This is a genomic window from Paraburkholderia strydomiana, assembly GCF_031456815.1.
Classification (GTDB): Bacteria; Pseudomonadota; Gammaproteobacteria; order Burkholderiales; family Burkholderiaceae; genus Paraburkholderia; species Paraburkholderia caledonica.
This window is the reverse complement of the sequence record NZ_JAVDVL010000001.1, coordinates 232,070-256,169: the sequence shown is the minus strand read 5'-3', so window position 1 is coordinate 256,169 and position 24,100 is coordinate 232,070. Positions and strand designations below refer to the sequence as shown.

Sequence of the window (24,100 nt, the reverse complement as noted above, 5' to 3'; positions counted from 1 at the left end):
CGTCGGCGCTTACTCGTACCAGCGCGGCGTGTAGACCCACTGCGCGCCCCTGGTGAAGCGGCGCGTGGTGGAGGAGCCCACGATCAGCATCGTGCGCATATCGACATCCGCTGAGCGCAGTTCGCCCAGGGTTACCGCGCGCAGCGTTGCGCCCGGCCTGCCAATGTCGCGGCCGAGCACGACCTGCGTATGCGCCGCCCGATATTCACGAACGATATCGAGCGCCTTATCGAGTTGCCACGGACGCGCGCGCGAAATCGGGTTGTAGAACGCCATGACGAGGTCCGCTTGCGCGGCATGTCGCAAGCGTTTTTCGATGATGCTCCAGGGCTTCAGGTTATCCGACAGCGACAGCATGCAGAAGTCATGGCCGAGCGGCGCGCCGGCTTGCGCGGCGGTAGCCATTGCCGCCGATACACCCGGCACGATGCTGAGCTCGACAGCGGCCCACGCGCTGTCCTCAGAGGCGTCGAGCGCTTCGAGCACAGCCGCGGCCATCGCGAACACGCCGGGGTCGCCGGACGACACCATCACCACTGACCGTCCCGCGCTCGCGAGTTCGAACGCATGGCGCGCGCGCTGCATTTCCTCGCGATTATCGGTGCCGTGCACGCGTTGGCCGGCGCGCAGCGGGCCGGCCATTTTCACGTACGTCTCATAGCCGAGAATATCGGTGGCCTGGTCGAGCGCCTTACGCGCCGCGGGCACCATCAGTTCCGCGCTGCCGGGGCCGAGGCCGATCACCGTCAGCCGGCCGCGCGCCCGTCCTATCGTGCCGGGATCGACCGCGAGCGGCGATAGAGCGAGGGCGATGCCTTGCACATGATCGTCGTGCAACGTCTCGTAGGGAATGCGCAGGGCGGCGCGTAAAAGGCTGGCCGGTGATTCGCCGATTGCGGCGTCGCAACCCGTAAAACGCAGCGGCACGTTCAGCAGCGCGGCCGCTTCGGCAAGCGCCGGTTCTGCCATGTGTTCCGATGAGCCAAGCAACGCGGCAAGCGAAAGAGACGCGAGGCCGTGCGCTTCGAGTGAGTTGCGCACACGAGCCGCGATTTCGGCGGCGGCGTTCTTGTATGCGGTTGATGTCGCCGCGCTGTTTGCCTGTGCGGGCGTTGAAGCGACAGCCTCAAGCGCCACCGCTGCGACCACACTGCGAGGATGAATCACAAGCTCGTCGTCGCGTCCATTCCACGCGCGAGGCGTGATGCGAATCGCCAGCCGCGCGGATGGCGAGCGCGGCAGTTGCGCATTGTCGAGCCACGGCGCGTCGCCTTCGACCCGCGTGCTTTCGCCGGCGAGCAGGTCCGACACGAAACGCTTACCCTGGCCGATATCGGCAAGCGCATAACCATCCGGTGGATTGAGCACACAGGTGCCGAACCGCAACTCGCCACTCGTGGTGATTGCAGGCGGTATGGCAAGTGCGGCGGCAATCTCGCGCGCCATCACGTTGACGCCAGCGAGGCCGCCGAGCAACGGCACGACGGCGCTGCCGTCTTCGGCGACGGCGAGCACCGGCGGCTCGGCGCCCTTGTTCGACAGCAGCGGCGCCACGCAGCGAATCACGATGCCGGCCGCGCACAGCGCGACAATCGGCGTGCCACGTGCATACAGGTCGCGCAGATGCGGGCTCAGTTCGGCGTACGCGACATCGGCTTCAACGCGGCCTTGCAGCGCATGCACCTGCGAATCCGCATACAGCGTCTGAATGCGCCGCGCGGTATCCAGCGCGCCCGCGCCGAGAATGACGATGGCGGGCGGCATCATCCTTGCCATTTTTCCCCCGGCACGACGAGCAGCGAGAAATACGGCGACGCCATCGGGTCCACTTCGGCGAGCGGGACGATACGCTGGTTGCCCATCGTCGCCCGCTCGACGTACAGCGCGCGGTGCGCGAGTCCGAGTTCGCCGAGCACGCGCCGCACCTTGTCGAAATTGCGCCCGAGTTTCATCACGACAGCGGCGTCTGCATCCGCAAGACGGCGGCGCAGTTCGTCTTCCGGCAGCACGCCCGAGAGCACCGACAGGCTCTGGTTGCGATACACGAGCGGCGCACCGAGCACGGCCGCGCCGCCGAGCATCGAGCAGACGCCCGGCACCACTTCGCTCTCGTAGCGCGCCGCGAGCCGGTCGTGCAGATACATGTACGAGCCGTAGAAGAACGGATCGCCTTCGCAGATCACGGCGACGTCGCGCCCCGCATCCAGATGCGCCCCGACTATGTCGGCCGCGGTGTCGTAGAAGTCGGCAATGATCGCTTCATACGAGAGCGGCGGCTCAAGCGCTTCGGTCGTGACGGGATACACGAGCGGCAGTTGCTGCTGCGTGTCGTGCAAATGCGCCTCGATGATGCTGAACGCGTTGCCCTTCTTGCCTTTCGCGACGAAGTAGGCGACTACGGCTGCTGCCTTGAGCAGACGCAATGCCTTTAGCGTGATGAGTTCCGGGTCTCCTGGACCGACACCGAGTCCATATAGACGCCCTGCACGTTGTTGCGCCGTCATTTATTCGACCTCCGTTGCCAGCGCGTTGACAGCGGCCGCAGCCATCGCGCTGCCGCCGCGCCGGCCATGCACGACGACATACGGCACGCCACGGCTATTCTCTGCGAGCATCGCTTTCGATTCCGCTGCGCCGACAAAGCCGACCGGAAAGCCCAGAATCAGCGCGGGCTTCGGCGCACCGGCGTCGAGCATATCGAGCAGATGGAAGAGGGCAGTCGGCGCATTGCCGATCACGACGACGCTGCCGCCCAGATGCGGGCGCCACAATTCGAGCGCGGCGGCCGAGCGCGTATTGCCGAGTTCGCGGGCGAGTGCAGGCACTCGTTCATGTGTGAGTGTGCAGATCACGTCGTTGTTCGCCGGCAACCGCGCGCGCGTGATGCCTTGCGCGACCATGCCGGCGTCGCAGAGAATCGGCGCGCCTTGCGCGAGCGCCGTGCGGCCTGCTGTGCCGGCATGTTCGGAGAACGCGAGATCGTCGATCACATCGACCATCCCGCACGCGTGGATCACGCGCACCGCGAGTTTTTCGAGGTCGGCAGGAATGCGCGACAGGTCGGCTTCGGCGCGGATCGTCGCGAAAGACTGGCGATAGATCTCCTGACCGTCGCGAATGTAATCAAGCATCGGTGTCACTCATGTGTCGCTTCGAACAAGGCGCGCGATCGTCTCGGCGGCCTGTTCGACTGTCAGTTGGCGCGCGACGCATCGACCGAAGCCGGGGCCCTGGTCGCGTCGAAAAAGGTCATACATGCCGGGCGCCGCGGCGAGCATCGTAAACGGCGCGCAATGCGCGGCAGCACATGAGCGCGGGCATCCGCTCAAATGCACGTCGACGCCGGCGGGCAGGCGCTTCGCGAGATTCAATGCGTCGGCTTTGGTATCCGCGAGGCTTTTCGCGCAGCCAGTGGAACCGGCGCACGCGATCAGGTGTGTGATGGCTTCGGCGCAATCGCATGCGAGGCCCAGCGCGTTCAGCGCGGCAAGCACAACGGGCACTGAGAGCGTCCGGATATCGGGCAGCAGCACGCTTTGCCACGGCGTGATGCGCAGCGTGCCGTCGCCATGTTGTTGCGCGAGCGCGGCGAGGCCGTGCAGCGTGGCCGCATCGATACGGCCGAGCGGCGGTTGACCGCCGGCATGCCATGTATCCGCGGCGCGTTGCTCATGTGCGCCGAGGCGCAGCGAGGCATCGGCGGTCGTGCTGCGACGCCAGCCGGCGAGCGTCGCGTCGCGTGTCAATGGAAAATCCACGTAGGTTTGCGCATGCTGCAATATCGCGTCCGCCGAATGCGTGTCGAGCAGGTGACGCATACGCGTGGCGTCGGCAGCGGCAAGATCGAGAAACGTATGCAGCAACGCGCGCACGAGCGCCGGAACTTGCGACGGCAGCACCGAGGCCAACGCGCCTGTCGCATCCGCATGCAATCTTTCGGACGAGTTCGCAGCGTTGCCTGATGATGGTGACTTCCCGCCGATGTGCGTGTTTGCGCTCGCGTTTGCATCCACGGTCGGGCAGCCCGCGAGCCCGAACACGAAGCGCACCGCTCCGGCCGAATCTTGTGCTGCCGCGAGCCACACGTCATGCGGGTGGTCCACTCTCGCGAGCCGCTCGCCGCCGTCGACCAATAACGCGAATTTCGGCGATAGTGCCGCGAAACGCGCTTCACTTTGCAGCAGCGTGAGAAGGGCGGTGCACAGAGGTCTGGTGTCGAACAGTGCGCATGGGTCGCGTCCGGCAGTGGGGCTGATCATGACGTTGCGCACGTCGTCAGCGGCGGCTGCATCGAGTGCGTGCGCGTTTCGATCGCGATCGCGATCGTGACCGTGATCGTGATCGTCTTCGACGGAATCGGTCGGCGCGCTACCGCCCGCTCCTGCAGAGCCGCTTGCAGCGCTCGGTCCGAGCCCCGCATCGATCAGCGTGGCGACCAGCGCAGCTTCATGGCCGGCCCGAACACCGCGCAATTGCAGATTCGCGCGATTCGTCAGTTCGATCACACCCGCCGTATGCTGCGCGCTCGCGTTGGCGATCGCTTCGGCTTGAGCCGCGCTCAATTCGCCGCCTGGCAGCTTGATCCGACAAATACCGCCGTCGCGCGCCGCCACGATCCGCAGCAGGCCCGGACACGCCGAGGGCCGCAGCGCAGATGCCGCGTCGGGCAAGACAGTGGAGGGCGAAGCTGGATTCAAGACGGACACCGGGTTAGCGTCGCGCGACGGCCCGAGCAAGCGGTCAAAACGGCATTGCTGCGGCATCGGTACACCCCGCCCGATGTTGGCTGGCACGAACAGTCTGGCCGGCAGGTCTCCTGGCTGGCAGGTCGTCGTCCGCTGCGGCCTTCCCGGTTTAACCAGTGGCGCCAAGCGCAGGCGGACTCGCTGCATACAGTTGCGGGGGCAGCCACAGCGGTAATCTTCCCGCTGTGTTCCCTGTTAGGCCCCGAAGGGCACCGGCGGCTGTATTATGCCTTTTTTCGGATAGCACAACGAGGCTGGACGCTTTGACCGGCGTGGCGCAGTGCATTGTTTGAGATACAAAATGAGGAAGGGTGCATGTCGGCGTGGCTGACGATAGTGGGCATTGGCGACGACGGCTTCGCCGGTTTGGGGCGGCCCGCACGGCGTGCGTTGCTCGAGGCGTCGGTGATTTACGGCGGCGAACGTCATCTGTCGATGTTGCCCGCGCGGCTGGCCGCGCGCCGCGCCGAGTGGCCGCGCCCATTCGATCTCGCGCCGCTTCTGGCCGAGCGCGGCGGCCCCGTTTGCGTGCTGGCGAGCGGCGATCCGATGCTGTTCGGCGTCGGCGCGACGCTGGCTCGGCAGTTGCCGCCCAGCGAACTGCGCGTGTTGCCCGCGCCGTCGTCGTTATCGCTCGCGGCGGCGCGGCTCGGCTGGCCGTTGCAGGATGTGGCCACGGTGTCGGTGGTTGGTCGGCCGTTGCCCACGCTGAACGCTTATTTGCATGACCGCGCACGCGTGTTCGTGCTCAGCGCGGACGGGCGCACACCCGCCGCGCTTGCCGACCTGCTGAGCGCGCGAGGTTTCGGCGCAACGCGGATGACCGTGTTCGAACACCTTGGCGGCGACGACGAGCGGCGCATCGACGGCCGCGCGGATCAATGGTCCCCGGGCGATGTCGCCGCGCTGAACCTGGTCGCGCTCGAATGCCGCGCCACCGAAGGCGCGCCGCGCCTGCCGCTCACCTGCGGCCTGCCCGACGACGCGTTCCGTCACGACGGCCAGCTCACCAAACGCGATGTGCGAGCGATCACGCTCGCGCGACTTGCACCGACGCCCGGCGAATTGTTGTGGGACGTGGGTGCGGGCAGCGGCTCGATCGGCATCGAGTGGATGCGCGCGCATCCGACTTGCCGGGCGATCGCCATCGAAGGGCACGCGGAGCGTCAGCGCTTCATCGAGCACAATCGCGATGCGTTGGGCGTGCCGGGCTTGCAACTCGTAGCGGCCCGCGCGCCGCAAGCGCTCGAAGGGTTAGCCGCGCCGCACGCGGTGTTCATTGGCGGCGGCGTAACAGTGCCCGGCGTGCTCGAAACGTGCTGGGACAATTTGCGCGACGGCGGCCGGCTGGTCGCGAACGCGGTCACGCTGCAAGGCGAGGCGGCGCTCGCCGCATGGCGTGACAAACATGGCGGCACGCTCACGCGAATCGCGCTTGCGGACGCTCAGCCGCTCGGTGGCTTCGATACGTGGCGGCAAGCGCTGCCGATCACCTTGTACGATGCGGTGAAGCGTTGCGCTGCCAACGGCGTCCATAGTGTTGCCGATAACCTCAACGCTGCTTCATCGGCGTGACGCTCATGCGCGACGAAACGCCTGAACAACCCGCACCGCTGCGCAGCGGCTACACGACCGGCAGTTGTGCAACCGCCACGTCGCTGGCGGCCGCGCGTCTGCTGCTCGCGGGTGTGGTCAGCGAGGTGGCCGAAATCGTGTTGCCCAAGGGCCAGCATGTGCCGATGCCGCTCGTCTTCTGCCGGTTGACCGATGACGGCGCCGAAGCGGGCACGATCAAGGATGCCGGCGACGATCCCGATGTCACGCACGGCGCCGTGGTGTTCGCGCGCGTGCGTCTGGTCCCTGAGCCAGGTGTGGTGTTCCGCGCCGGGCCGGGCGTGGGCACGGTGACGCGTGCGGGGTTGACGCTCGCCGTCGGCGAACCGGCGATCAACCCGGTGCCGCGCAAAATGATGAGCGAGCATCTTGCAGAACTCGCTGCCGAGCATGCCTATGGCGGCGGTTTCGAAGTGACGATCGGCGTTGAGGACGGCGAAGCGCTCGCGCTCAAAACGATGAACCCGCGGCTCGGGATTGTGGGCGGCCTGTCGATATTGGGCACGACCGGCATCGTGCGGCCGTTTTCGTGCTCGGCCTACATCGCGTCGATTCATCAGGGCATCGACGTTGCGCGCGCTAACGGCTATATGCATCTCGCCGCGTGTACAGGTAACGCGAGCGAAGACGCGATGCGCTCGCACTACGCATTACCCGATATCGCGCTGATCGAAATGGGCGACTTCGTCGGCGCGGTGCTCAAGCATATGAAGCGCGCGCCGGTCGAGCGCCTGAGTATTTGCGGCGGTTTCGGCAAGCTGAGCAAGCTCGCGGCGGGCCATCTCGATCTGCATAGCCGCAACTCGAGCATCGATCTTGAACGGCTCGCCGCATGGGCCGCCGAACAGGGCGCCGACGACGCGTTGCAATCCGCGATCCGCGCGGCCAATACGAGTCAGCAAGCCGTCGCGCTAGCGCACGCGGAGCAGGTGCCGCTCGGCGACATTGTCTGTGCGCACGCGCTTGCCGTCGCACGCGAAATCGTGCCGCCGCAGGTGAACGTGGAGATGTTCGCGATCGACCGCGCGGGCAAGCTGATCGGAGTCGCGCGATGACAAAGGTTCTGCTGCTCGGCGGCACCGGCGACGCTTTACGCATTGCCCGCCAACTTACTTCCGTCGACGTGTACAGTCTCGCGGGACTCGGCAAGGTGCCCGACGATCTGCCATGCAGCGTGCGGGTCGGCGGCTTTGGCGGCAGCGAAGGCATGGCACGATATATCGCAGATGAAGAGATCGGCCTCGTGATCGATGCGACGCATCCGTACGCGGCGCAGATCAGTGCGAATGCTGTGAATGCGGCTCGTCACGCGGGCGTGCCGTGCTGGGTGCTGCGTCGACCGGCGTGGCAGCCGCGCGCCGGCGACGACTGGCGCATGATCGACGGCTGGGACGAACTCACCATGGCGCTCGCGCCGTTCAGGCGACCGCTCTTCACGCTCGGACGCGAACCGCTCTCGCATCTCGACGAGATTCCGCCACATCAATTCTGGCTCGTGCGCTGTCTCGACTCGCACGAAGACACGGAACGCGCTCGCATAATCGCGGCGCGCGGACCGTTTACGCTCGAAGGCGAGCGTGCGCTCTTTGCGCTGCAACACGTCGACGTCGTGGTCAGCAAAAATAGCGGCGGCAGTGCAACCGAGGCCAAGCTCGAAGTCGCACGTGAGCGCCGCCTGCCTGTCGTGATGCTGCGCCGGCCTTCATTGCCCGCGGCGGATCGTGAATTCGAAAGCGTGGCGGAGTTGCTTGACGCGCTGCATCTGTCACGTTGAGTCGTCCGCTTGAATCAATGGAGTATTGAATGACGGTGTTTTTTATCGGCGCGGGTCCTGGCGATCCGGAGCTGATCACGGTGAAGGGGCAGCGTCTCGTGCGCAGTTGTCCCGTGATTCTCTATGCAGGTTCGTTAGTGCCGTCTGCGGTGCTCGAAGGGCATTCGGCGGTGCAGGTGGTGAACACGGCCGAACTCGACCTCGACCAGATCGTGGCGTTACTGAAAAGCGCGCATGATGAAGGTCAGGACGTGGCGCGCGTGCATTCCGGCGACCCTTCGCTGTACGGCGCGATCGGCGAACAGATTCGCAGGTTGCGCGAGCTTGCGATTCCGTACGAAATCGTACCGGGCGTGACCGCAACCGCTGCTTGCGCGGCGGCGCTCGGCTGCGAACTCACATTGCCAGACATTTCGCAGACGCTGATTCTCACGCGGTACGCGACCAAAACCACGATGCCTGAGGGCGAACAGCTTGCCGATCTGGCGCGGCATCGTGCGACGATGGCCATTCATCTCGGCGTGCGGCACCTTGCGCGCATCGTCGAAGAACTGCGGCCGCATTATGGCGGCGCATGTCCGATCGCGGTGATCTATCGCGCGAGTTGGCCTGACGAGGAAAAGATCACGGGCACGCTCGACGACATTCTCGGGAAGGTCCAGTCCACGCAGATCGAGCGCACCGCGTTGATTCTGGTCGGACAGGTCCTCGCGGCCGAAGGCTTTGCGAATTCGACGCTGTACGCGAAAGCCTGACGTATCAGAAGGCGGTCGATTGCATTCGCGCGTCGGCCATTCGACATACACGTCCGTCCATCTACCGGCAACAGCTAGTCTTCGAGCGGCGCAAGCGCTTCGACTGGCATCTTTTTCTCCGTGCCGATGGTGATGGCCGGCACGAGAGTCAGCAGCAGCACCACGAAAATCGCGATTGCAAAGATCGAAATGAACGTGAGGTGCAGCGATTGATGCAGCACCATGCGGATTGCTTCGCTACCACCGAGGCTCGCGGCCTGATTTTGCAGCAGGCTTTTCAGTTGGTCCGACGTTACGACGGCGACGCCGTGCGAGTGGCTGAGGCCGAAGTTGAGCACAGCGCCGAATAGCGTGGCGCCTAGCGTGCTGCCCAGATTGCGCGAGAACAGATTCGACGCCGTTGCACTGCCGCGTTCGTCGATTTTCACGATTTCCTGAATCAGGATGAGACAGCTGACGCTCGACGTGCCCATGCCGAAACCCATGATCAGCGAGCCGAATGCGGCGACGAGCGGCGAGCCGCCCGGCGCGAGGAACAGCAGCAGCACCGCGCCGATGGGAATGAAAGCACTGCCGCAAATCAGCATGCGCCGCAAGCCAATGCGATGAAACGACTTGGCGGCGAGCGTGGCGCCGGCCGGCCAGCCGACCATCATCATCGTGAGCGCGAGGCCCGCTATCACCGGCGAGCGATTGAGCACGCCTTGCACATACATCGGCAGGAACGTGGTTGAGCCCATCAGGATCATGCCGGACAGCAAGGTCGCGCCGTTGCACGCGGCAATCGGGCGGCGGCTCCAGAGCGCGAATGAGATCATCGGTTCTTTTGCGCGGCGCTCCTGCAACACGAACAGCAGCAGGCACACGACGAATGCACCGCCGGCCATCGATGCGTGCGCGAGGTCGTCGTCGCCCGCACAGGTGAGCGCAGTCATCAACGCGGCTATCGCGGCCATGAAAAGCGCCGCGCCCGCGAAGTCGATAGAAGGGCGCGCATGCCGCTCGGACTCTCGTAGAAACGCGATAAATCCTGCTGCGGATGCGAGGCCGATCGGCACGTTCATCCAGAAAATCCACGCCCACGACAAGTTGTGGATGATGAAGCCGCCGACCATCGGTCCCACCACCGCTGAAATCGCCCACACGCTTGCAAGATAACCTTGCACCTTGCCGCGTTCGCGCGCAGGGTAGAGGTCCGCGACGATGGTCAGCGTGACCGGCTGGATCGCGCCCGCTCCGATGCCTTGAATCAGCCGGAACGCGATCATGGCCGGCATCGACCATGCGAAGCCCGCGAGCACGGAGCCGATCAGGAAGATCGCGATGCCGGCCAGCATGACCGGCTTGCGGCCGTACAGATCGGCGAGTTTGCCGAACACCACGGTCATGGCCGTTTGCGTGAGCAGGAACGAAGAGAATACCCAGCTATACAGATGCAGATCGCCGAGTTGCGCGACGATCTGCGGCATGGCGGTGGAAACGATGGTGGCCTCGATGGCGACCATCGCCATGGAAGCCATCACGGCGGCAATGACCAAAGGACGCGACGATTGCGGATTGCGGGACATGGGGCGAAGTTGGATCAGAATAGTGGGTGCGTCCGGCCGCCTGGCGCTCGACCTGCACGCGGCGACGCATGAGCACGGCCGTTCGGAGGCGGCCGACCCCGAGTATGCACCTTGCACAGAATCTTCGCATGCGAGCGGCGCCATCGGCGCCCTGCGCCGTTTGGCACAGCACTTGCGACTTGCAAGGTTCTTTCGACACATGGAGGGTCATTATGAGGATCGAATTCACCGGACGCCGTGAAGTGGTGGCGGCGGCACGCGTCGCCTTCGAAGCCAATGTCGACGGAAAAGACGTCTGGTGCAGCGTCTCGCTCGACGCGCTAAACGACCATTTCGGTAACGGCGGGCCGTCGGCTCACGATCTCGTGGGTACGTTCGAAGCCAATCGCGCGCAGATTGAAAAGGCTACCAAGCGGGTGCTGGAAAAGAACGGCGGGCAGTCGGTGGAACTGGAGACGCGCGACTTCGACAAGACGGGGCCTTAGCATTGGCGCTGCCGCGGTCATTGCCGTCGACGGGTCCGGCATGCGCCGGGCTCGACGGTTGTTCTAGCCGATGAATCTGCGGTGGCTCAGCGGCTCGGCGGCGCTCATGCTGCGAGCCGTTGCAGCACTTGTAGCCAGTCCATGCGCCAAGCGGTGAGTTCACGAGTGCCTGGCCGATTGCGCCGCCCCGATAGCACGCCGCCATGCCTGCCGACGCCACGGCAACGCGGTATAGTTCGCGCGAACCGCCGCGGCCATGCAAGGCGTGCCGCGTATCTTCGATTATCGGGAGAACATCGTGCAGGAAATCATCGAGGGCTTGATCCGCTTTCAACGTGAAGTGTTTCCACAGCAAAGTGCTTTGTTCAAGCGCCTGTCGACCGCGCAAAGTCCGAGCACGCTTTTCGTGACGTGTTCGGACAGCCGCGTGGTTCCTGAACTGCTGACGCAAGCGGAGCCGGGCGCGCTCTTCGTGATCCGCAACGCGGGCAATATCGTGCCGTCGTATGGTCCGGAGCCTGGCGGCGTATCGGCGACAGTCGAGTACGCGGTCGCCGTGCTCGGCGTGCGCGACATCGTGATATGCGGCCATTCGAACTGCGGCGCGATGACCGCAATTACGACCAATACGAACCTGGAACATTTGCCGGCAGTGGCCGGCTGGCTGCGGCACGCCGATGCGGCGAAGGCGATCAATGCGTCGCGCACCTATCAGTCGCCCACAGAGCGTCTGGACGCGCTCGTCAAGGACAACGTGGTCGCGCAACTGGCCAATATCCGCACGCATCCGTCGGTCGCTGTCGGGCTCGCGAACAAGACGCTGCAATTGCACGGCTGGATCTTCCAGATTGAAAGCGGCGTAATGCTTGCACTCGACGGCCGCACCGGCCAATTCGTGCCGCTGCTCGAGAATCCGAACATTTACGCGGTCTGATTGACGGCGTCTGATTGCGCCGCGCATGCGGCGTGTAGCCAGTGCCGCTAGCCGCTGTAGCAGCGGAACGCCAGACTGATGCGCGGCCCAACGCGCTCATTCAGCTTGGGAATGCCGTGGTCATGGGTGAACTGCGACGCGTAGCTCATGACGAGGCAACTGCCCGGTTCGAGTTCGACATGCACTGCGCGGCCCGGGCCTTTCTTTGGACGGACCGTCATGCGGCGGCTTGCACCAAGCGACACAATCGCGATCGGCTCGCCGGGCACCAGATTCGCCGTTTTGTCGCTATGCGGCGCGACGCTGTCGTGCTCGTCGCGATAAAGGTTGAGCCCCACGCGATTGAACGGCGCGCCGACCAGCGAACGCACCATCTCGAACGCTTCGCCAAGCGGCGTGGGCAGGTCAGCCGATTCGCGCAGGAAGGTGGCGATCAGCCGGGGCACCAGCACCTCGCGCTCGTACATCATGCGCTGATAGCTGCTCCAGCCTATGTTGCGTAGCGCCTCGTCGAACCACCGTTGCGCGAGCTCGGGCGGGACAGAGTCGGGCAGGTAGCGTATTCCGCCGTCGCTGTCGCCGAATAGCGCAACGGGTTCGGGAGCAAACAGGCCTTGCTGGGACGCCATGGTTCAATGCCGGGCGCGAGCGGCCCGGCCGGCAAATAGTCGGTTCATGCAAGGCATTGTACTGTGTTTTTATACAGTATTCTTGCCCGCAGGCTGGACCTCTTGCCCGTGTCCGCGCTTGAGCCTGTTTGCGTCGTTGGAACGCCGCTACTCGCCGGGGCTGTACAGGTCGAGCAGTTTGAGCGTTACGCCGTTGGTCCAGCCGAAGCCGTCCTGAAGCGGATATTCGCCACCGCCGCCGCCGCCCGTGCCCGCTCCCTCGACCACGTATTTTTCGACCAGTTTCTTATCCGACGCATAGACGCCTTTCACGTTGGTAAGGAATCGCGTGCCGATCTGTTGGGCGAGGGCGTCGTGGCCATAGCGCTTCAAGCCCTGAATCGCGACCCAGTGCAGCGGCGCCCAGCCGTTCGGCGCGTCCCACTGTTGGGTGGTGTTGTAGGTTGTCGTCGCGAGTCCGCCGGGTTGCAATAACGTCGACTGCACTTGCTGTGCAGTCTTTTGCGCGCGCTCCGGCCATGCCGCGCCCACGAACAACGGGAACACCATGGCGGCGGTCTTGTTGTCGCGCGGTTTCGCGAGCTGCCAGTCATAGTCGCCGTAGTAGCCGTTCGGATTCCACAGGTAGCGATTGATGCCGAGCGCGCGCTTCGCGGCGCGTCCTGCGAATTCGCCGACACAGCGGAAGTCGCGCGTCTCGCTGCAGCCTTTCGCAATGCTGATCTCCAGGTGGAACATCAGGCTGTTCAGATCGACAGGGATGATCGACGTCGTGCGCACCGTCGCGAGCGTCATGTTGTCGCCGAACCAGCGCGAGCTGAAATCCCAGCCGCTTTCCGCAGTGGCGCGCAGTTCGCGGTAGACGTCGTTCGGATTGCGCCCGGTGGCTTTCTGCGCGGTCTGTATGTCCTCCAGATACGATTCGTCGCGAGGCGTGTCGAGTTCGTCCCAATAGCGGTTCAGTACAGTCCGATCGGGCATCACTACGACATTGCGGGTCGCCGAGCCGGCCGGCGTGGACTTTTCGCCCTGCATCCAGTAGCCATACTCCTTGCGCAGCGCGGGCAGATACTTCTGATAGACGCCGTGGCCTTCCACCTTCGCCGCGAGTTCCACCATGTGCGAGAAGAAGGGCGGCTGCGAGCGGTCCAGGTAGTACGTGCGATTGCCGTTTGGAATATGGCCGAACGTGTCGATCATGTACGCGAAGTTGTCGAGCATGTTGTCGACGAGGTCCTCACGGCCCGCTTCCTGCAAGCCGAGCATCGTGAAGTAGGTGTCCCAGTAGTAGCCCTCACGAAAACGGCCGCCCGGCACGACATAGGGTTTTGGCAACGGAATCAGCGAACTGTTCGGCGGCGCGCTCGTGGTCGTGCGGGTGAGGGCAGGCCATAGCCAGTTGATGTGCTCACGCAGCGTCTGATTGGCGGGCGGCGTGATGACCGGCTCGCTCGGCGGCGTGAAGTACTGGTTCACGAAGTTCGCCAGCGAAAAACCGGGCTTGCCTCGCTGCTGCTGATAAAGCTGCACGATGACGGCGGGGTCCGCATTGGGCGTTGCATCGACGAAGGTCTTCTGGTCTGGATAGATCTGCGCGGTTTGCACGGCAACGAAGAGGTCGCCGTACAGAATATCGGGCGCGGGCGGCAGAGTGCCACCTACTTGCGTGTCGGCTCGACAGACGGATGACAGCCCAACGAGGAAGGCAAAGCCTGAAACAGCAACCGCGCGATGCAAGTACTTCAATCGCGCGGCGGGGAGGGAGGGCTGAACGAGGACGCCGGGAACGCCGGACACGTTTCCGGCACGGCTAATGCTGCGCGCTTGCGATGACACAATCATGTCTCCTCCTGAGGAATGGACAACAGGATTGGTCTGCCTCTTACGCCCTCTGTTTTCATGGCCCGTGTTGGGGCGTGGCTAGCATGGCATAAAACCGGGCGCGCTTCAAACTATGCATGGTGAATGCGTTGCGCGCATTGTCGAGAGTCATGGTTGACGGTCGTTTAGTTCGGATCACGAAACGATTGCGTCGAGTGTCTGTGTCAGCGAACTTTGATCGACGCTGGTAGCTGCTACCACTGACGTGCCCACAACGCTTTTCGAATCAGGCGAAATGTCTTTGCTGTTAAATAAATAACCAATGGAATTGTTTAAATCGCTGATTCATTATTTCCATAACTTACGCATGGAATAATGTGGAAGAATAAAGCGATTGAATCTGCGTTGTTGTGAGACTGTCCATATGCTATTCTCGATTTGCCTGAGATTCCGAGCGCTTTTCTAGATCAGGCACTTGGGGCGCGTCTTCCGCGAGACGCGCCCCATTTCATTTGGCACGGAGGTTAAGCGTGTTAAAGGAAATAAAGCGAAAGTTAAATCGCAATGACGTCGCTAAAAAGCAACGTCGTAATATAGTGAAAAATAGGTTTTGAATTTCTGCGGTATTCTCCGCCGCTCAATAGCAGCCGCTATTGGATTCAGGAGATATTCAATGAACAAATACGTATTGTCGAGCCTCTCGCTCGCTCTTGCCGGCGCCGCGGGCGTCGCTCATGCACAAAGCTCCGTCACGCTGTACGGCCTGATCGATACAGGCTTGACCTATACGAGCAATTCGGGCGGCAGCAGCAACTTCCAGCAGGCAAGCGGCATTCTGAACGGCAATCGCTGGGGCCTGCGCGGTGCGGAAGATCTCGGCAACGGCCTGAAGGCAATCTTCGTGCTTGAAAACGGCTTCAATCTGTCTACCGGCAAGCTCGGTCAGAACAGCCGCGAGTTCGGGCGGCAGGCGTTCGTCGGTTTGTCGAGCAACCAGTACGGCGCCGTCACGCTGGGTCGCCAGTACGACAGCGTGGTCGATTATCTCGCGCCGCTTGCGCTAAACGGCACGCAGTATGGCGGCACGCTGGCGTCACACCCGTACGACAACGACAACCTGAACAACTCGGTGCGTATCAACAACGCTGTCAAATTCCAGAGCGTCGATTACGCCGGCTTCAAATTCGGTGCGTTATACGGATTCTCGAACGCAGCGGGCAGCTTCGCCGATAGCCGCGCGTACAGCGTCGGCGCGTCGTATGTATTCGGTGGCCTGAAGGTCGCGGCGGGCTATCTGCAACTGAACGGCGGCGGCTCGTCGACGAACACCAGCGGCGCCGTTGCGACTGGCGACTCGACCTTCACGGCGGCGCGCCAACGCACGTATGGCGCCGGTTTGAGCTATGCGTTCGGCCCGGCGAACGTCGGTCTCGTCGTGACGCAGACGCAACTGAACGGCGCGAGCGCGATCAGTTCGTCGGCATCGGGCACGAGCAGCGGGTTGGCTCTGACGGGCGGCAGCGCACGCTTCACGAACTACGAAGTGAACGGCCGTTATGCGTTGACGCCGGCGTTGTCGGTGTCGGGCGCGTACACGTTTACCGACGCGCGTCTGGACGGCGTGAGCCCGAAGTACCATCAGGTCACCGTGCAAACGGACTACGCGTTGTCCAAGCGTACCGACGTCTATGCTGAAGCCGCATACCAGCATGTGGGCAGCACCGGCAACTCGGGCATTACTGCGGACATTGTCGGCGTGAGCGCTTCGTCCACCAGTTCGCAGGTGGTCGGCACCGTCGGTATCCGTCATCGCTTCTAAGCAGTGGCGTCGAGTGCCGCATTAGCGGCACTTTGAAAAAAAGCCCGCAATTTGCGGGCTTTTCTGCGTCGCCGAGACAATGAACACCTTGCGCTCAGGCGCCGATCCAGCGCGCAATGAGCGGCATCAGCACGGGAACCACGAACGCGGTGAACACACCGTTGAGACCCATGCCGAGCCCCGCGAACGCACCCATTTGCTCGCTAACCTGAAAAGCGCGCGCCGTGCCGATGCCATGCGACGCAACGCCAAGTGCGAACCCGCGCACTTCAGGCTCGGCGATTTTCAGCGCGTTAAGAATAGCCCGGGCGAACACTGCACCGAATACTCCCGTCGAGATAACGAGTACAGCCGTCAACGAAGGAATCCCGCCGATTTCGGAAGCGACGGCCATTGCAATCGGCGTTGTCGCGGATTTCGGCGCGAGCGACGCAACCGTCTGATGCGAGGCGCCGAAGAGCGCAGCCACGGCGACCGCAGACAGTATCGCCGTCAACGAGCCGGCGACGAGTCCGCCGATCAGCGGAAACGCAAAGCGGCGCAGCTTCGGCCATTGACGATAAAGCGGCAACGCAAGCGCGACCGTCGCGGGGCCGAGCAGGAAGTGCACGAACTGCGCGCCCTCGAAGTAGGTGGCGTACGGAGTGCCCGTGATTTCGAGCAGCGCGACCAGCAACGCGACCGCAATCAACACCGGATTAGCCAGCGGATTGAAGCGCGCCTTCGCATACAGCGTCTGGGCGATCAGGTACGCGATCAGCGTGATGGTCAGGCCGAGCAATGGGCTCGCTGCGAGATAGACCCAGAGTGCGCCGAGCTTCGGTAAGGCGGTCATTGTGCGGCCTCGCGGTTGGCGTCATTGTGCAACTGCCGGCGCATCAACGCGCGCGTGACGAGCGCGGCCACCGCAATCGCGAGAGTCGTGCTGACGGCAATCGACACGATCACCGCAATGGCGTCGCCGCGAATGCGGCTTGCCGAGACCATGATGCCGACGCCTGCCGGCACGAACAGCAGCGACAGGTGCCGCAACAGTTCGAGCGCGGTGGGTTCGATCGCATCGGCTGTCTGCGGACGCATCATGACAAAGCCGAACAGCAGCAGCATGCCGATCACGGGACCCGGCACCGGCAAATGAAACACGTAAGACACACCTTCTCCGAGGCATTGAAAAGTAAGCAGGGCAGCCAGCGCGGCAAGCATGTAGATCTCCAGCAGGAAACGGAAATGCGGCCATTGTGTACCATGCAGATAGTTCCGTGGACCCCGCGAGCAGATTGCGGCGAGCCTTGCGTACAGAAAGTTCTCCATCAATGACTTGTTGCAGGACGACAGCCATGCAAATCGAGCCGTTTCAAATCGCCGTACCGGACGAGGACATCGACGATCTGCGTCGACGCATTCGCGCGACACGTTGGGCGCCCGCTACGCCGTCTGCCGCGTGGCAGCAGGGTGTCGATTCAAACTGGTTGCGTGAGCTCGCCGACTATTGGGCCGGTCAGTTCGACTGGCGCGCGTCGGAACAGCGCCTGAACCGGCAGCCGCAATTCGTGGCCGACGTTCAGGGGCAGCGCGTGCACTTCCTGCATCGGCGCGGTACGGGACCGGCACCTTATCCGCTCGTCGTTACACATGGCTGGCCGGGCTCGTTCGTGGAGTTCGAGGCGTTGATCGAGCGGCTCTGCGAACCGGCGGCGTTCGGCGGCGATCCCGCTGATTCGTTCGATGTGGTCGTGCCTTCTCTGCCGGGCTTTGCTTTTTCGCCGCCGCCCGCGCAGTCCGGCATGTCCGCGTTTCAGGTCGCGGATCTCTGGACATCGCTGATGCGCGGCCTCGGTTATCAGCACTTCGGCGCGCAAGGGGGCGACCTCGGCGCCGGTGTGTCGGTTGCGCTCGCGGCACGGCATCCGCAGATGGTCGACGGTATTCACCTCAATTTTCTGCCTGGGTCGTACGAGCCCGCAATCGGGGCGGCCCAACAACCGTTGACGCCGGAAGAAGAGCGCTTTCTGCGTGAGAGAAACGAGTGGGTAGCGCTCGAAGGCGGCTACGCGCACATGCATGCAACGAAGCCATTGACGGTCGCAGCTTCGCTGAACGATTCGCCGGTAGGGCTCGCCGCTTGGATCGGCGAAAAATTCCGCGCATGGAGCGATTGCGAAGGCGACGTCGAACGGGTGTTTTCAAAAGACGATTTGCTGACCAACATATCGCTCTACTGGTACACGCAAAGCATTGGCCCGGCGATGCAGATGTATTGGGAGAACCGCCTCGCGCCGATGCGTTTTGCCGACGGGCAACGTGTCGTGCCGCCCGTCGGCTTCGCGCGTTTCCCGAAGGAGATCAGTCGTCCGCCGCGCAGTTGGCTCGAACGAACCTTCAACGTGGTGCAATGGACCGACATGCCGAGCGGCGGGCATTTCGCAGCCATGGAGAAGCCGGACCTGCTCGCCGCCGAAATCCGCGCATTCTTCCGGCCGCTGCGGACGTAACGCATTGAATGATGCGCGAAGAGCCGCGCGTGGCTGTCGTGGCAGTTCATCGGATGGCCGCGCTGAATGTTCGACGAAGCATGCGTCGCCTGCTTGTGGATAAACATTGTGCGAGGTTCGGCAAAGCGATGGAACCACCGGAGGCCTGCGGGCGGCGTCTAGACGCCGAGTCGGTGCGAGCAGACACGCACGGTCCTACGTAGACGATGCCTCGTGAAAGCCGTGATAGCGGAAGTCGCGCGCCTCCACCGGTTCGTCAAGGCGGACGGTAGCGCCCACCGACAGCAGCGTCTCCACCGTAACACTGCGGTTCGATACAAACGTCCATTCCGCCGGCTCGGGCGACACATCGGGCGTCGCGCGAATTCGTTCGAGAGCCGCAAGTAGTTCGCTGCTTCGCGGCGCATGAATAACAAAGCCTTCGTTTGCAAGCGACGCATGAGTAATCGCCAACTCGTGACATAAGCGCATACGAAGCGGCGCTTCATTTTCCGCCGTGCGGCGCGATAGTTCGATCAGCCCCCGCGTCGTCTCGTCCACCAACACACCGTGCCGCTGCAACGGCTTCGTATTCCATGCCTCGGGCGGACACGCCTTGTTTGCAGGCGTCAGCGAGACGAAAGGATTGATCTCCGCCGGATAGATGCGACACACGAGTGGCCGCTCTTCATAGATGCCGCACAGCATGTCGGCACGAAGATTCGGACATGGACCCGCGAACGCGGCCGCGAGAATGATCGACACGCGCACGGGCAGCGAACCGCTCGCCGCGGGTGTCGAGCGCGCTTTTCTATAGTCCGCTTGCGCATTGGGCGGCTCGGGATCGGCCGGCCACGGAATCGCCTCGCAAATCAATTCCATCTGTCCGCCTCGCGCGAGCCAGTCGCTCGCCTCGGTCAATGTCAGCGGCAAGCGCAAGTCGTGGCAGCACTTGCCGCACGCGGTGCATTCGAAGTCGATGTCGTCCACGCGAAAGTCCCTTTTTAATTCGACGTTCGGCTTGGTCGCGCGAACGGCGAACTTCTGACAGCAGACTGCGGAAAAAAGTATCGCGCAAAAATCCTTGACACTGCCCGTCGAATCTCTATAGTTCACCACATGGTGAAGTGTCCAGTCAGTCAACTCGATCGTACTTTTTCCGCGCTGGTAGATCCGACCCGGCGGGCCATACTCGCTCGTCTGGAGCGAGAGCCGGGCCTTTCTGTCACGGAAATCGCGCGCCCGTTGCCGCTCAAGTTGCCGGCCGTCATGAAGCATCTCGACGTGCTGAGCGACGCCGGCCTGATCACGCGCGCCAAGCATGGCCGCACCGTGTCAGTCGATCTGGTTGCCGGCCCCATGGAAGAGGCCATGGCGTGGCTTAAACGCTATGAACGCTTCTGGTCCGCGAGCCTCGACCGGCTTGCCGATTTTGTCGAAGGAGGAGAGTGAGCGATGCAGAAACCCAGTTTAACCATCGTGCGCCGCCTCAAGGCGCCGCCGCAGAAAGTGTTCGCAGCGTGGACGAGGCCGGAGTTGATGGCGCGCTGGTGGGGACCTGACGCTGGTCCGGTATTGAGCGCCGAAGCCGATCCGCGTGTGGGTGGCCGGTTTCGCGTGGTATTCCAGACGCTCGACGGCGAAACGCATGACTGCCGCGGCGAATATCAGGAAGTCGAGCCGGACCGTAAGCTCGTCTTTACGTGGGAATGGGTGACGTTGCCGGAGCGGCGCTCACTTGTCAGCATCACGTTCCGGCCGATCGACGATGGCACGGAAATGAACTTCACCCACTCGCAGTTCTTCGACGAAGCCGCACGCGACGGTCACGACGCCGGGTGGAAGGGCGCGTTTGAGAAGCTGGATGCACTGATTGCGGAACTCGGCAATACGGAACTTTGAAGAGGCAGCATCGAATGAAGTGAACCATCACGGAGACGTCAAATGAAGCTTTACTATGCGGAGTCGTTAGCGCCGCGCAAGGCATGCGCAGTAGCTAAATATTTAGGGTTGCCAATTGAGTACGTCTATGTCGATCTGGGCAAAGGCGAGCACACTGCGCCCGCTTATCTGGCGCTCAATCCGAACGGCAAGGTGCCGTGCCTTGTCGATGGGCAAAGAAGCATCTGGGAAGCGGACGCGATCATTTGCCATCTCGCGCAACGCGGGCAATCGCCGTTATGGCCGCAGAACGCCGAGCAGCAGACCGACGTGCTGCGTTGGCTAAGCTGGAATAGCCAGCACTTTTACCGCCACGGCGGTTTGCTTTACTTCGAACACCTGATAAAACCGGCAATCGGTCTGGGCGCGCCTGACAGTGCGAAAGTCGCAGAAGCACAAGGGTGGTTCCGCAAACATGCGGGCGTTCTCGACCAGCATCTGCATGGGCGTAAATGGTTGCTTGGCGATCAGATGAGCATCGCTGACTTCTCGGTCGGCGTCACGCTGCCTTATGCGGCAAGCGCGAACATGCCGCTAGACGAGTTTCCCGAGGTAATGCGCTGGCACGATCGGCTGAGCGAGCTTGAGGCGTGGCGCGATCCGTTTCCTCTGAGGCGGGCCCAGGCGGTTGCGGCCTGAGACGTTCAACTGCGGTGCGATCGTTGCATCGCCGGTGACGTGCACCACGTCCGTTCTTAGCCGCGGGTCGGCAGTGCGCGGACTCGCGGCCATGTGCCCCATGACCCATTCGCACACCGGTCTTTTTGTGCGCTGCGTTGAACTCAATAGCTAGTACAAAAATCGATTCGCAATTCGTTATTTGCGTCCTGCTCGCCTTAGCACATCCGGCATTGAAAAATAAAAAAGTTTTTCGTAGTCCAATCCGGAAAAACCGCTATTTAGAGTTTTAACTCGGATCGATTACGTCCGGCAACCAACTCGCATACATCGCGTGGCAATTCAGGAAAGATTGTGAAAGGAAGTTGACACGATAACGTTTGCCAAACTAGGCTACGCACTGTCGTCGAAAACTGATCCTGGTTTCCGGTTCTGCCTGTGAGGTCCGGTGGGCGGCGCTTTGCCCGGCGATCGTCAGAGCGTAGTTATGCGTTTCTGAAAGCTTTGTAATAAATAAGCATTCGAATCTTAAAATCAGCCAATTAGTGCTGAGGACGTAACACGTCCATATTCTGGCTAGCAATTCGGTGCTAGTGCGGGAGACCTTTGTCGCTGAAAAAACAGAAACACGGCTCAAGTGGCTCAACGCACTTCTTTATACCGATATTGTCAGTCGAGGATTAAAATGCGTATAAATTTCCGATCGCAGGTGCAGTGCCTGGCGTTAGCCGGAATAATGGTAACGGCCGGGTGCGGTGGAGGAGACGGCTCCTCGTCATTGACGAGTAAATCCGCACAGGGGCCGGCGGGCGCATCCGAAGTCGCTCAGGTGCCGCCCGCAAGTGCAGTGCTCGCGGATACGTCGATCGACAAGACCGTGCAGCCGGTCGAATTGCCGAACACTGTCATGCCGGTCAACTACAAACTGTGGTTCCGGCCCAACCCGGCGCTGTCGTCGTTCGACGGTCGCGCAGACGTGCAGATCAAGGTGCTCAAGGCCGTCAATGCGATTACGATCGCAGGCCATCGCGTGAAGTTCACCAACGGCACCATCACGCTTCAACCGGGCAACATCGCGTTGATCGCCACGCCGCAAGACGACGGCGACTTCTATCAGCTTCGGCCCGTGAGCGGTCAGATCGCCGCCGGCAACTACTCGCTCCACATGGAGTGGAGCGGCATCATCAACTTCAAGAGTTATGACGATCCGGTCGCGAAGACGGGCGGCAGTTGCGGCGAGGATCATTACCCCGGCTGCTCTGCAGCGGAGGGCGTATTCCGCGTCGATCTGAAGGCGACCGACGGCACCACGAGCGGCGCGATCCTCACGCAAGGCGAGTCGAATCTGGCCCGGCAATGGTTCCCGGGCTGGGACGAGCCGGCTTTCCGGCCGACCTATGAGGTGAGTGCGGAGGTGCCGCGGAACTGGAACGTCGTGTCGAACGCGGCGGAAAAACCCGCGGTGAATGTGGATAGCGGCTACAAGCTGGTGTCGTTCGAAAAGACGCCGCCGATGCCTTCGTATCTGCTCTTCTTCGGCGGCGGCCAGTTTGACATTCTCGAAGACGACTTCACGAGTCCGCTGCCTGACGGCAAGGGGCTGCATCTGCGCATTTTCACGCCGCCGGGCATGCGGGACTGGGCCAAGCCGGCAATGCAGCAGACCAAGCAGGCGCTGGATTACTACTATCGCTACACCGGCATCCCGTTGCCGCTCACGAAGTTCGACACGGTGGCTGCCAATGACGCGTTCAAGGAAGAGAAGGACCTGAACTTCGGCGGCATGGAGAACTGGGGCGCCATTCTCGAATTCGCCGACGACATCCTGCCCGCGCCGGGCACGACCATGTCCGACTATGGCGTAACGGTGCTCACGCACGAAGCGGCGCACCAATGGTTCGGCGATCTGGTCACGCTCGACTGGTGGGACGATGTGTGGCTGAACGAATCGTTCGCAACGTTCTTCGAAAACAAGACGAAGGTGCGTTTCTTCCCGGACCGGTTCAGCTGGGTCGACGACGTGAAGAACAAGTATGCGGTGATCAACGCGGACCTGAAGTCGACCTCGTTCCCGGTGCAGCCGAACTTCAACGGCTGGGCGTCCAACGACTTCGTGCTGAGCGCGAGCGCGTTCACGTACGACAAGGGCGGCCATGTGCTGAAGATGATCGAAAACTATCTCGGCGAGGAAACCATGCGCCGCGGTCTGCAGCAGTATCTCGCCGACTATTCGCTTGGCAACGTCACGCCGAAGCGTCTGTGGGATGAGCTGGCAAAGGCGAGCGGCGAGCCGATGGTCGCGATCGGCGACAGCTTCGTGCGGCAAACCGGCGTGCCGTTGATATCGCTCGACACGCAATGCGATCTGACGACGAACCAGACCATCGTGACGCTGAAACAGTCGCCGTTCCCGAATCAGAACCAGTATCCGGGGACGCAGTGGACCGTTCCGCTGACGCTCGCGTATGGCGACGGACTGACCTCGCGCAAAACGCTCGCGCTGAAGGACCCGCAAACGCAGGTGCGGCTCAACGGCTGCTCAGCGGTGCTCGCGGACCCGAGCGGACTCGACTACTACGTGACGAACTACAGCAACAACGCGTGGAGTCAGTTGCTCGCACAGGGCAATGCGCTGAAGGATCCTGTCCTGCTGACGAGCTTGCAACTCGAAGCAAAACTGCTCGTGGCACACGGTCTTGCGGACCCGTCGCGTGAAACGAGCATCGGCTCGTTCAGTTCCGCTAACGCGATGGTTGCCCGTCAGTTGCTGAAGACGCCGGCGCCGACGACGCAGTCGCTGCGTCCGACGATCCGCTATCAAGGCAAATTGCGGCAAAAGGCGCAAGGGGAGTAACGCGCCAAGCCGGCGGCCATTACCAGCGTGTTAGCTGCCGAAGGTACAGTGGCCCGCATCGTTCGCGCGATG

At 62.6% G+C, this 24,100-nt stretch carries 22 protein-coding genes and 1 riboswitch; of the genes, 12 read left to right on the top strand and 10 right to left on the bottom strand.

What is annotated here, in order from left to right:
• Positions 1–9: 9 nt before the first annotated feature.
• Genes cobJ through cobG form a run of 4 tightly spaced genes read right to left on the bottom strand, consistent with a single transcriptional unit; the run spans position 10 to position 4,706 of the window.
• The gene (gene cobJ / locus J2W46_RS01150; RefSeq protein WP_310351989.1) at positions 10–1,767 is read right to left on the bottom strand and encodes a precorrin-3B C(17)-methyltransferase; all 1,758 of its coding nucleotides are present in this window, start codon (positions 1,765–1,767) and stop codon (positions 10–12) included.
• Complete coding sequence (locus J2W46_RS01145) at positions 1,764–2,504, bottom strand: precorrin-2 C(20)-methyltransferase (RefSeq protein ID WP_020067897.1); 741 nt, start codon at positions 2,502–2,504, stop codon at positions 1,764–1,766. The genes cobJ and J2W46_RS01145 overlap by 4 nt, the downstream gene beginning before the upstream one ends.
• Complete coding sequence (locus J2W46_RS01140) at positions 2,505–3,131, bottom strand: precorrin-8X methylmutase (RefSeq protein ID WP_288824237.1); 627 nt, start codon at positions 3,129–3,131, stop codon at positions 2,505–2,507. It lies immediately after the preceding gene.
• Between the two features lie 9 nt (positions 3,132–3,140).
• Positions 3,141–4,706: a precorrin-3B synthase gene (gene cobG, locus J2W46_RS01135; RefSeq protein WP_310351985.1), complete on the bottom strand. Its 1,566-nt coding sequence runs from the start codon at positions 4,704–4,706 to the stop codon at positions 3,141–3,143.
• 83 nt (positions 4,707–4,789) lie between these two features.
• Positions 4,790–4,975: riboswitch (cobalamin riboswitch) on the bottom strand.
• Between the two features lie 85 nt (positions 4,976–5,060).
• Between cobG and cbiE the strand changes: the two genes are divergently transcribed.
• Genes cbiE through cobM form a run of 4 tightly spaced genes read left to right on the top strand, consistent with a single transcriptional unit; the run spans position 5,061 to position 8,888 of the window.
• Positions 5,061–6,320, top strand: coding sequence for a precorrin-6y C5,15-methyltransferase (decarboxylating) subunit CbiE (gene cbiE, locus J2W46_RS01130; RefSeq protein WP_310350579.1), 1,260 nt, complete (start codon positions 5,061–5,063; stop codon positions 6,318–6,320).
• 5 nt (positions 6,321–6,325) lie between these two features.
• The gene (locus J2W46_RS01125) at positions 6,326–7,414 is read left to right on the top strand and encodes a cobalt-precorrin-5B (C(1))-methyltransferase (RefSeq protein ID WP_020067893.1); all 1,089 of its coding nucleotides are present in this window, start codon (positions 6,326–6,328) and stop codon (positions 7,412–7,414) included.
• Positions 7,411–8,133 carry a cobalt-precorrin-6A reductase gene (locus J2W46_RS01120; protein ID WP_310350577.1) on the top strand — a complete coding sequence of 241 codons (723 nt, stop codon included), beginning with the start codon at positions 7,411–7,413 and terminating at the stop codon, positions 8,131–8,133. The genes J2W46_RS01125 and J2W46_RS01120 overlap by 4 nt, the downstream gene beginning before the upstream one ends.
• Before the next feature lie 29 nt (positions 8,134–8,162).
• Positions 8,163–8,888 (top strand): precorrin-4 C(11)-methyltransferase, encoded by a 726-nt coding sequence (gene cobM / locus J2W46_RS01115; protein ID WP_310350576.1) that lies wholly within the window; start codon positions 8,163–8,165, stop codon positions 8,886–8,888.
• Between the two features lie 74 nt (positions 8,889–8,962).
• Here cobM and J2W46_RS01110 read toward each other — a convergent pair whose 3' ends face one another.
• Complete coding sequence (locus tag J2W46_RS01110) at positions 8,963–10,456, bottom strand: MDR family MFS transporter (RefSeq protein ID WP_310350573.1); 1,494 nt, start codon at positions 10,454–10,456, stop codon at positions 8,963–8,965.
• Between the two features lie 212 nt (positions 10,457–10,668).
• On the opposite strand from J2W46_RS01110, the gene J2W46_RS01105 reads away from it, so the two are divergent.
• Both J2W46_RS01105 and J2W46_RS01100 read left to right on the top strand, forming a co-directional pair.
• A complete protein-coding gene (locus J2W46_RS01105) occupies positions 10,669–10,941 on the top strand; it encodes a DUF1488 family protein (RefSeq protein ID WP_088173713.1) in 273 nt (90 codons plus the stop codon).
• A 298-nt stretch (positions 10,942–11,239) separates the two neighbouring features.
• Complete coding sequence (locus J2W46_RS01100) at positions 11,240–11,875, top strand: carbonic anhydrase (protein WP_027778561.1); 636 nt, start codon at positions 11,240–11,242, stop codon at positions 11,873–11,875.
• A 47-nt stretch (positions 11,876–11,922) separates the two neighbouring features.
• Here J2W46_RS01100 and J2W46_RS01095 read toward each other — a convergent pair whose 3' ends face one another.
• A complete protein-coding gene (locus tag J2W46_RS01095; RefSeq protein ID WP_088173712.1) occupies positions 11,923–12,504 on the bottom strand; it encodes an alpha-ketoglutarate-dependent dioxygenase AlkB in 582 nt (193 codons plus the stop codon).
• A gap of 147 nt (positions 12,505–12,651) precedes the next feature.
• Positions 12,652–14,346: an alpha,alpha-trehalase TreA gene (gene treA / locus J2W46_RS01090; RefSeq protein WP_310350571.1), complete on the bottom strand. Its 1,695-nt coding sequence runs from the start codon at positions 14,344–14,346 to the stop codon at positions 12,652–12,654.
• A gap of 652 nt (positions 14,347–14,998) precedes the next feature.
• On the opposite strand from treA, the gene J2W46_RS01085 reads away from it, so the two are divergent.
• Complete coding sequence (locus tag J2W46_RS01085) at positions 14,999–16,144, top strand: porin (RefSeq protein ID WP_020067885.1); 1,146 nt, start codon at positions 14,999–15,001, stop codon at positions 16,142–16,144.
• Between the two features lie 94 nt (positions 16,145–16,238).
• On the opposite strand, the gene J2W46_RS01080 is transcribed toward J2W46_RS01085, so the two are convergent.
• Positions 16,239–16,979 carry an LrgB family protein gene (locus J2W46_RS01080; RefSeq protein ID WP_020067884.1) on the bottom strand — a complete coding sequence of 247 codons (741 nt, stop codon included), beginning with the start codon at positions 16,977–16,979 and terminating at the stop codon, positions 16,239–16,241.
• Entirely contained in the window at positions 16,976–17,347 is a 372-nt protein-coding gene (locus J2W46_RS01075) for a CidA/LrgA family protein (RefSeq protein WP_310351982.1), read from the bottom strand. Before J2W46_RS01075 ends, J2W46_RS01080 begins: the two co-directional genes overlap by 4 nt.
• 134 nt (positions 17,348–17,481) lie before the next feature.
• On the opposite strand from J2W46_RS01075, the gene J2W46_RS01070 reads away from it, so the two are divergent.
• On the top strand, positions 17,482–18,636 hold the full coding sequence (locus J2W46_RS01070) for an epoxide hydrolase family protein (protein ID WP_310350568.1): 1,155 nt from the start codon (positions 17,482–17,484) through the stop codon (positions 18,634–18,636).
• A 195-nt stretch (positions 18,637–18,831) separates the two neighbouring features.
• Here the strand turns inward: J2W46_RS01070 and J2W46_RS01065 are convergent, their stop codons facing one another.
• Entirely contained in the window at positions 18,832–19,605 is a 774-nt protein-coding gene (locus J2W46_RS01065; RefSeq protein ID WP_310350566.1) for a YkgJ family cysteine cluster protein, read from the bottom strand.
• A gap of 129 nt (positions 19,606–19,734) precedes the next feature.
• Here J2W46_RS01065 and J2W46_RS01060 point away from each other — a divergent pair, with 129 nt between their 5' ends.
• The 4 genes from J2W46_RS01060 (at position 19,735) to J2W46_RS01045 (ending at position 24,028) form a co-directional block, all read left to right on the top strand.
• The gene (locus J2W46_RS01060; protein ID WP_020067880.1) at positions 19,735–20,067 is read left to right on the top strand and encodes an ArsR/SmtB family transcription factor; all 333 of its coding nucleotides are present in this window, start codon (positions 19,735–19,737) and stop codon (positions 20,065–20,067) included.
• Between the two features lie 3 nt (positions 20,068–20,070).
• Positions 20,071–20,517, top strand: coding sequence for an SRPBCC family protein (locus tag J2W46_RS01055; RefSeq protein ID WP_310350563.1), 447 nt, complete (start codon positions 20,071–20,073; stop codon positions 20,515–20,517).
• Positions 20,518–20,559: 42 nt separating this feature from the next.
• On the top strand, positions 20,560–21,195 hold the full coding sequence (locus tag J2W46_RS01050) for a glutathione S-transferase family protein (RefSeq protein ID WP_310350562.1): 636 nt from the start codon (positions 20,560–20,562) through the stop codon (positions 21,193–21,195).
• Between the two features lie 664 nt (positions 21,196–21,859).
• Positions 21,860–24,028 carry a M1 family metallopeptidase gene (locus tag J2W46_RS01045; RefSeq protein ID WP_310350560.1) on the top strand — a complete coding sequence of 723 codons (2,169 nt, stop codon included), beginning with the start codon at positions 21,860–21,862 and terminating at the stop codon, positions 24,026–24,028.
• Positions 24,029–24,100: the final 72 nt, after the last annotated feature.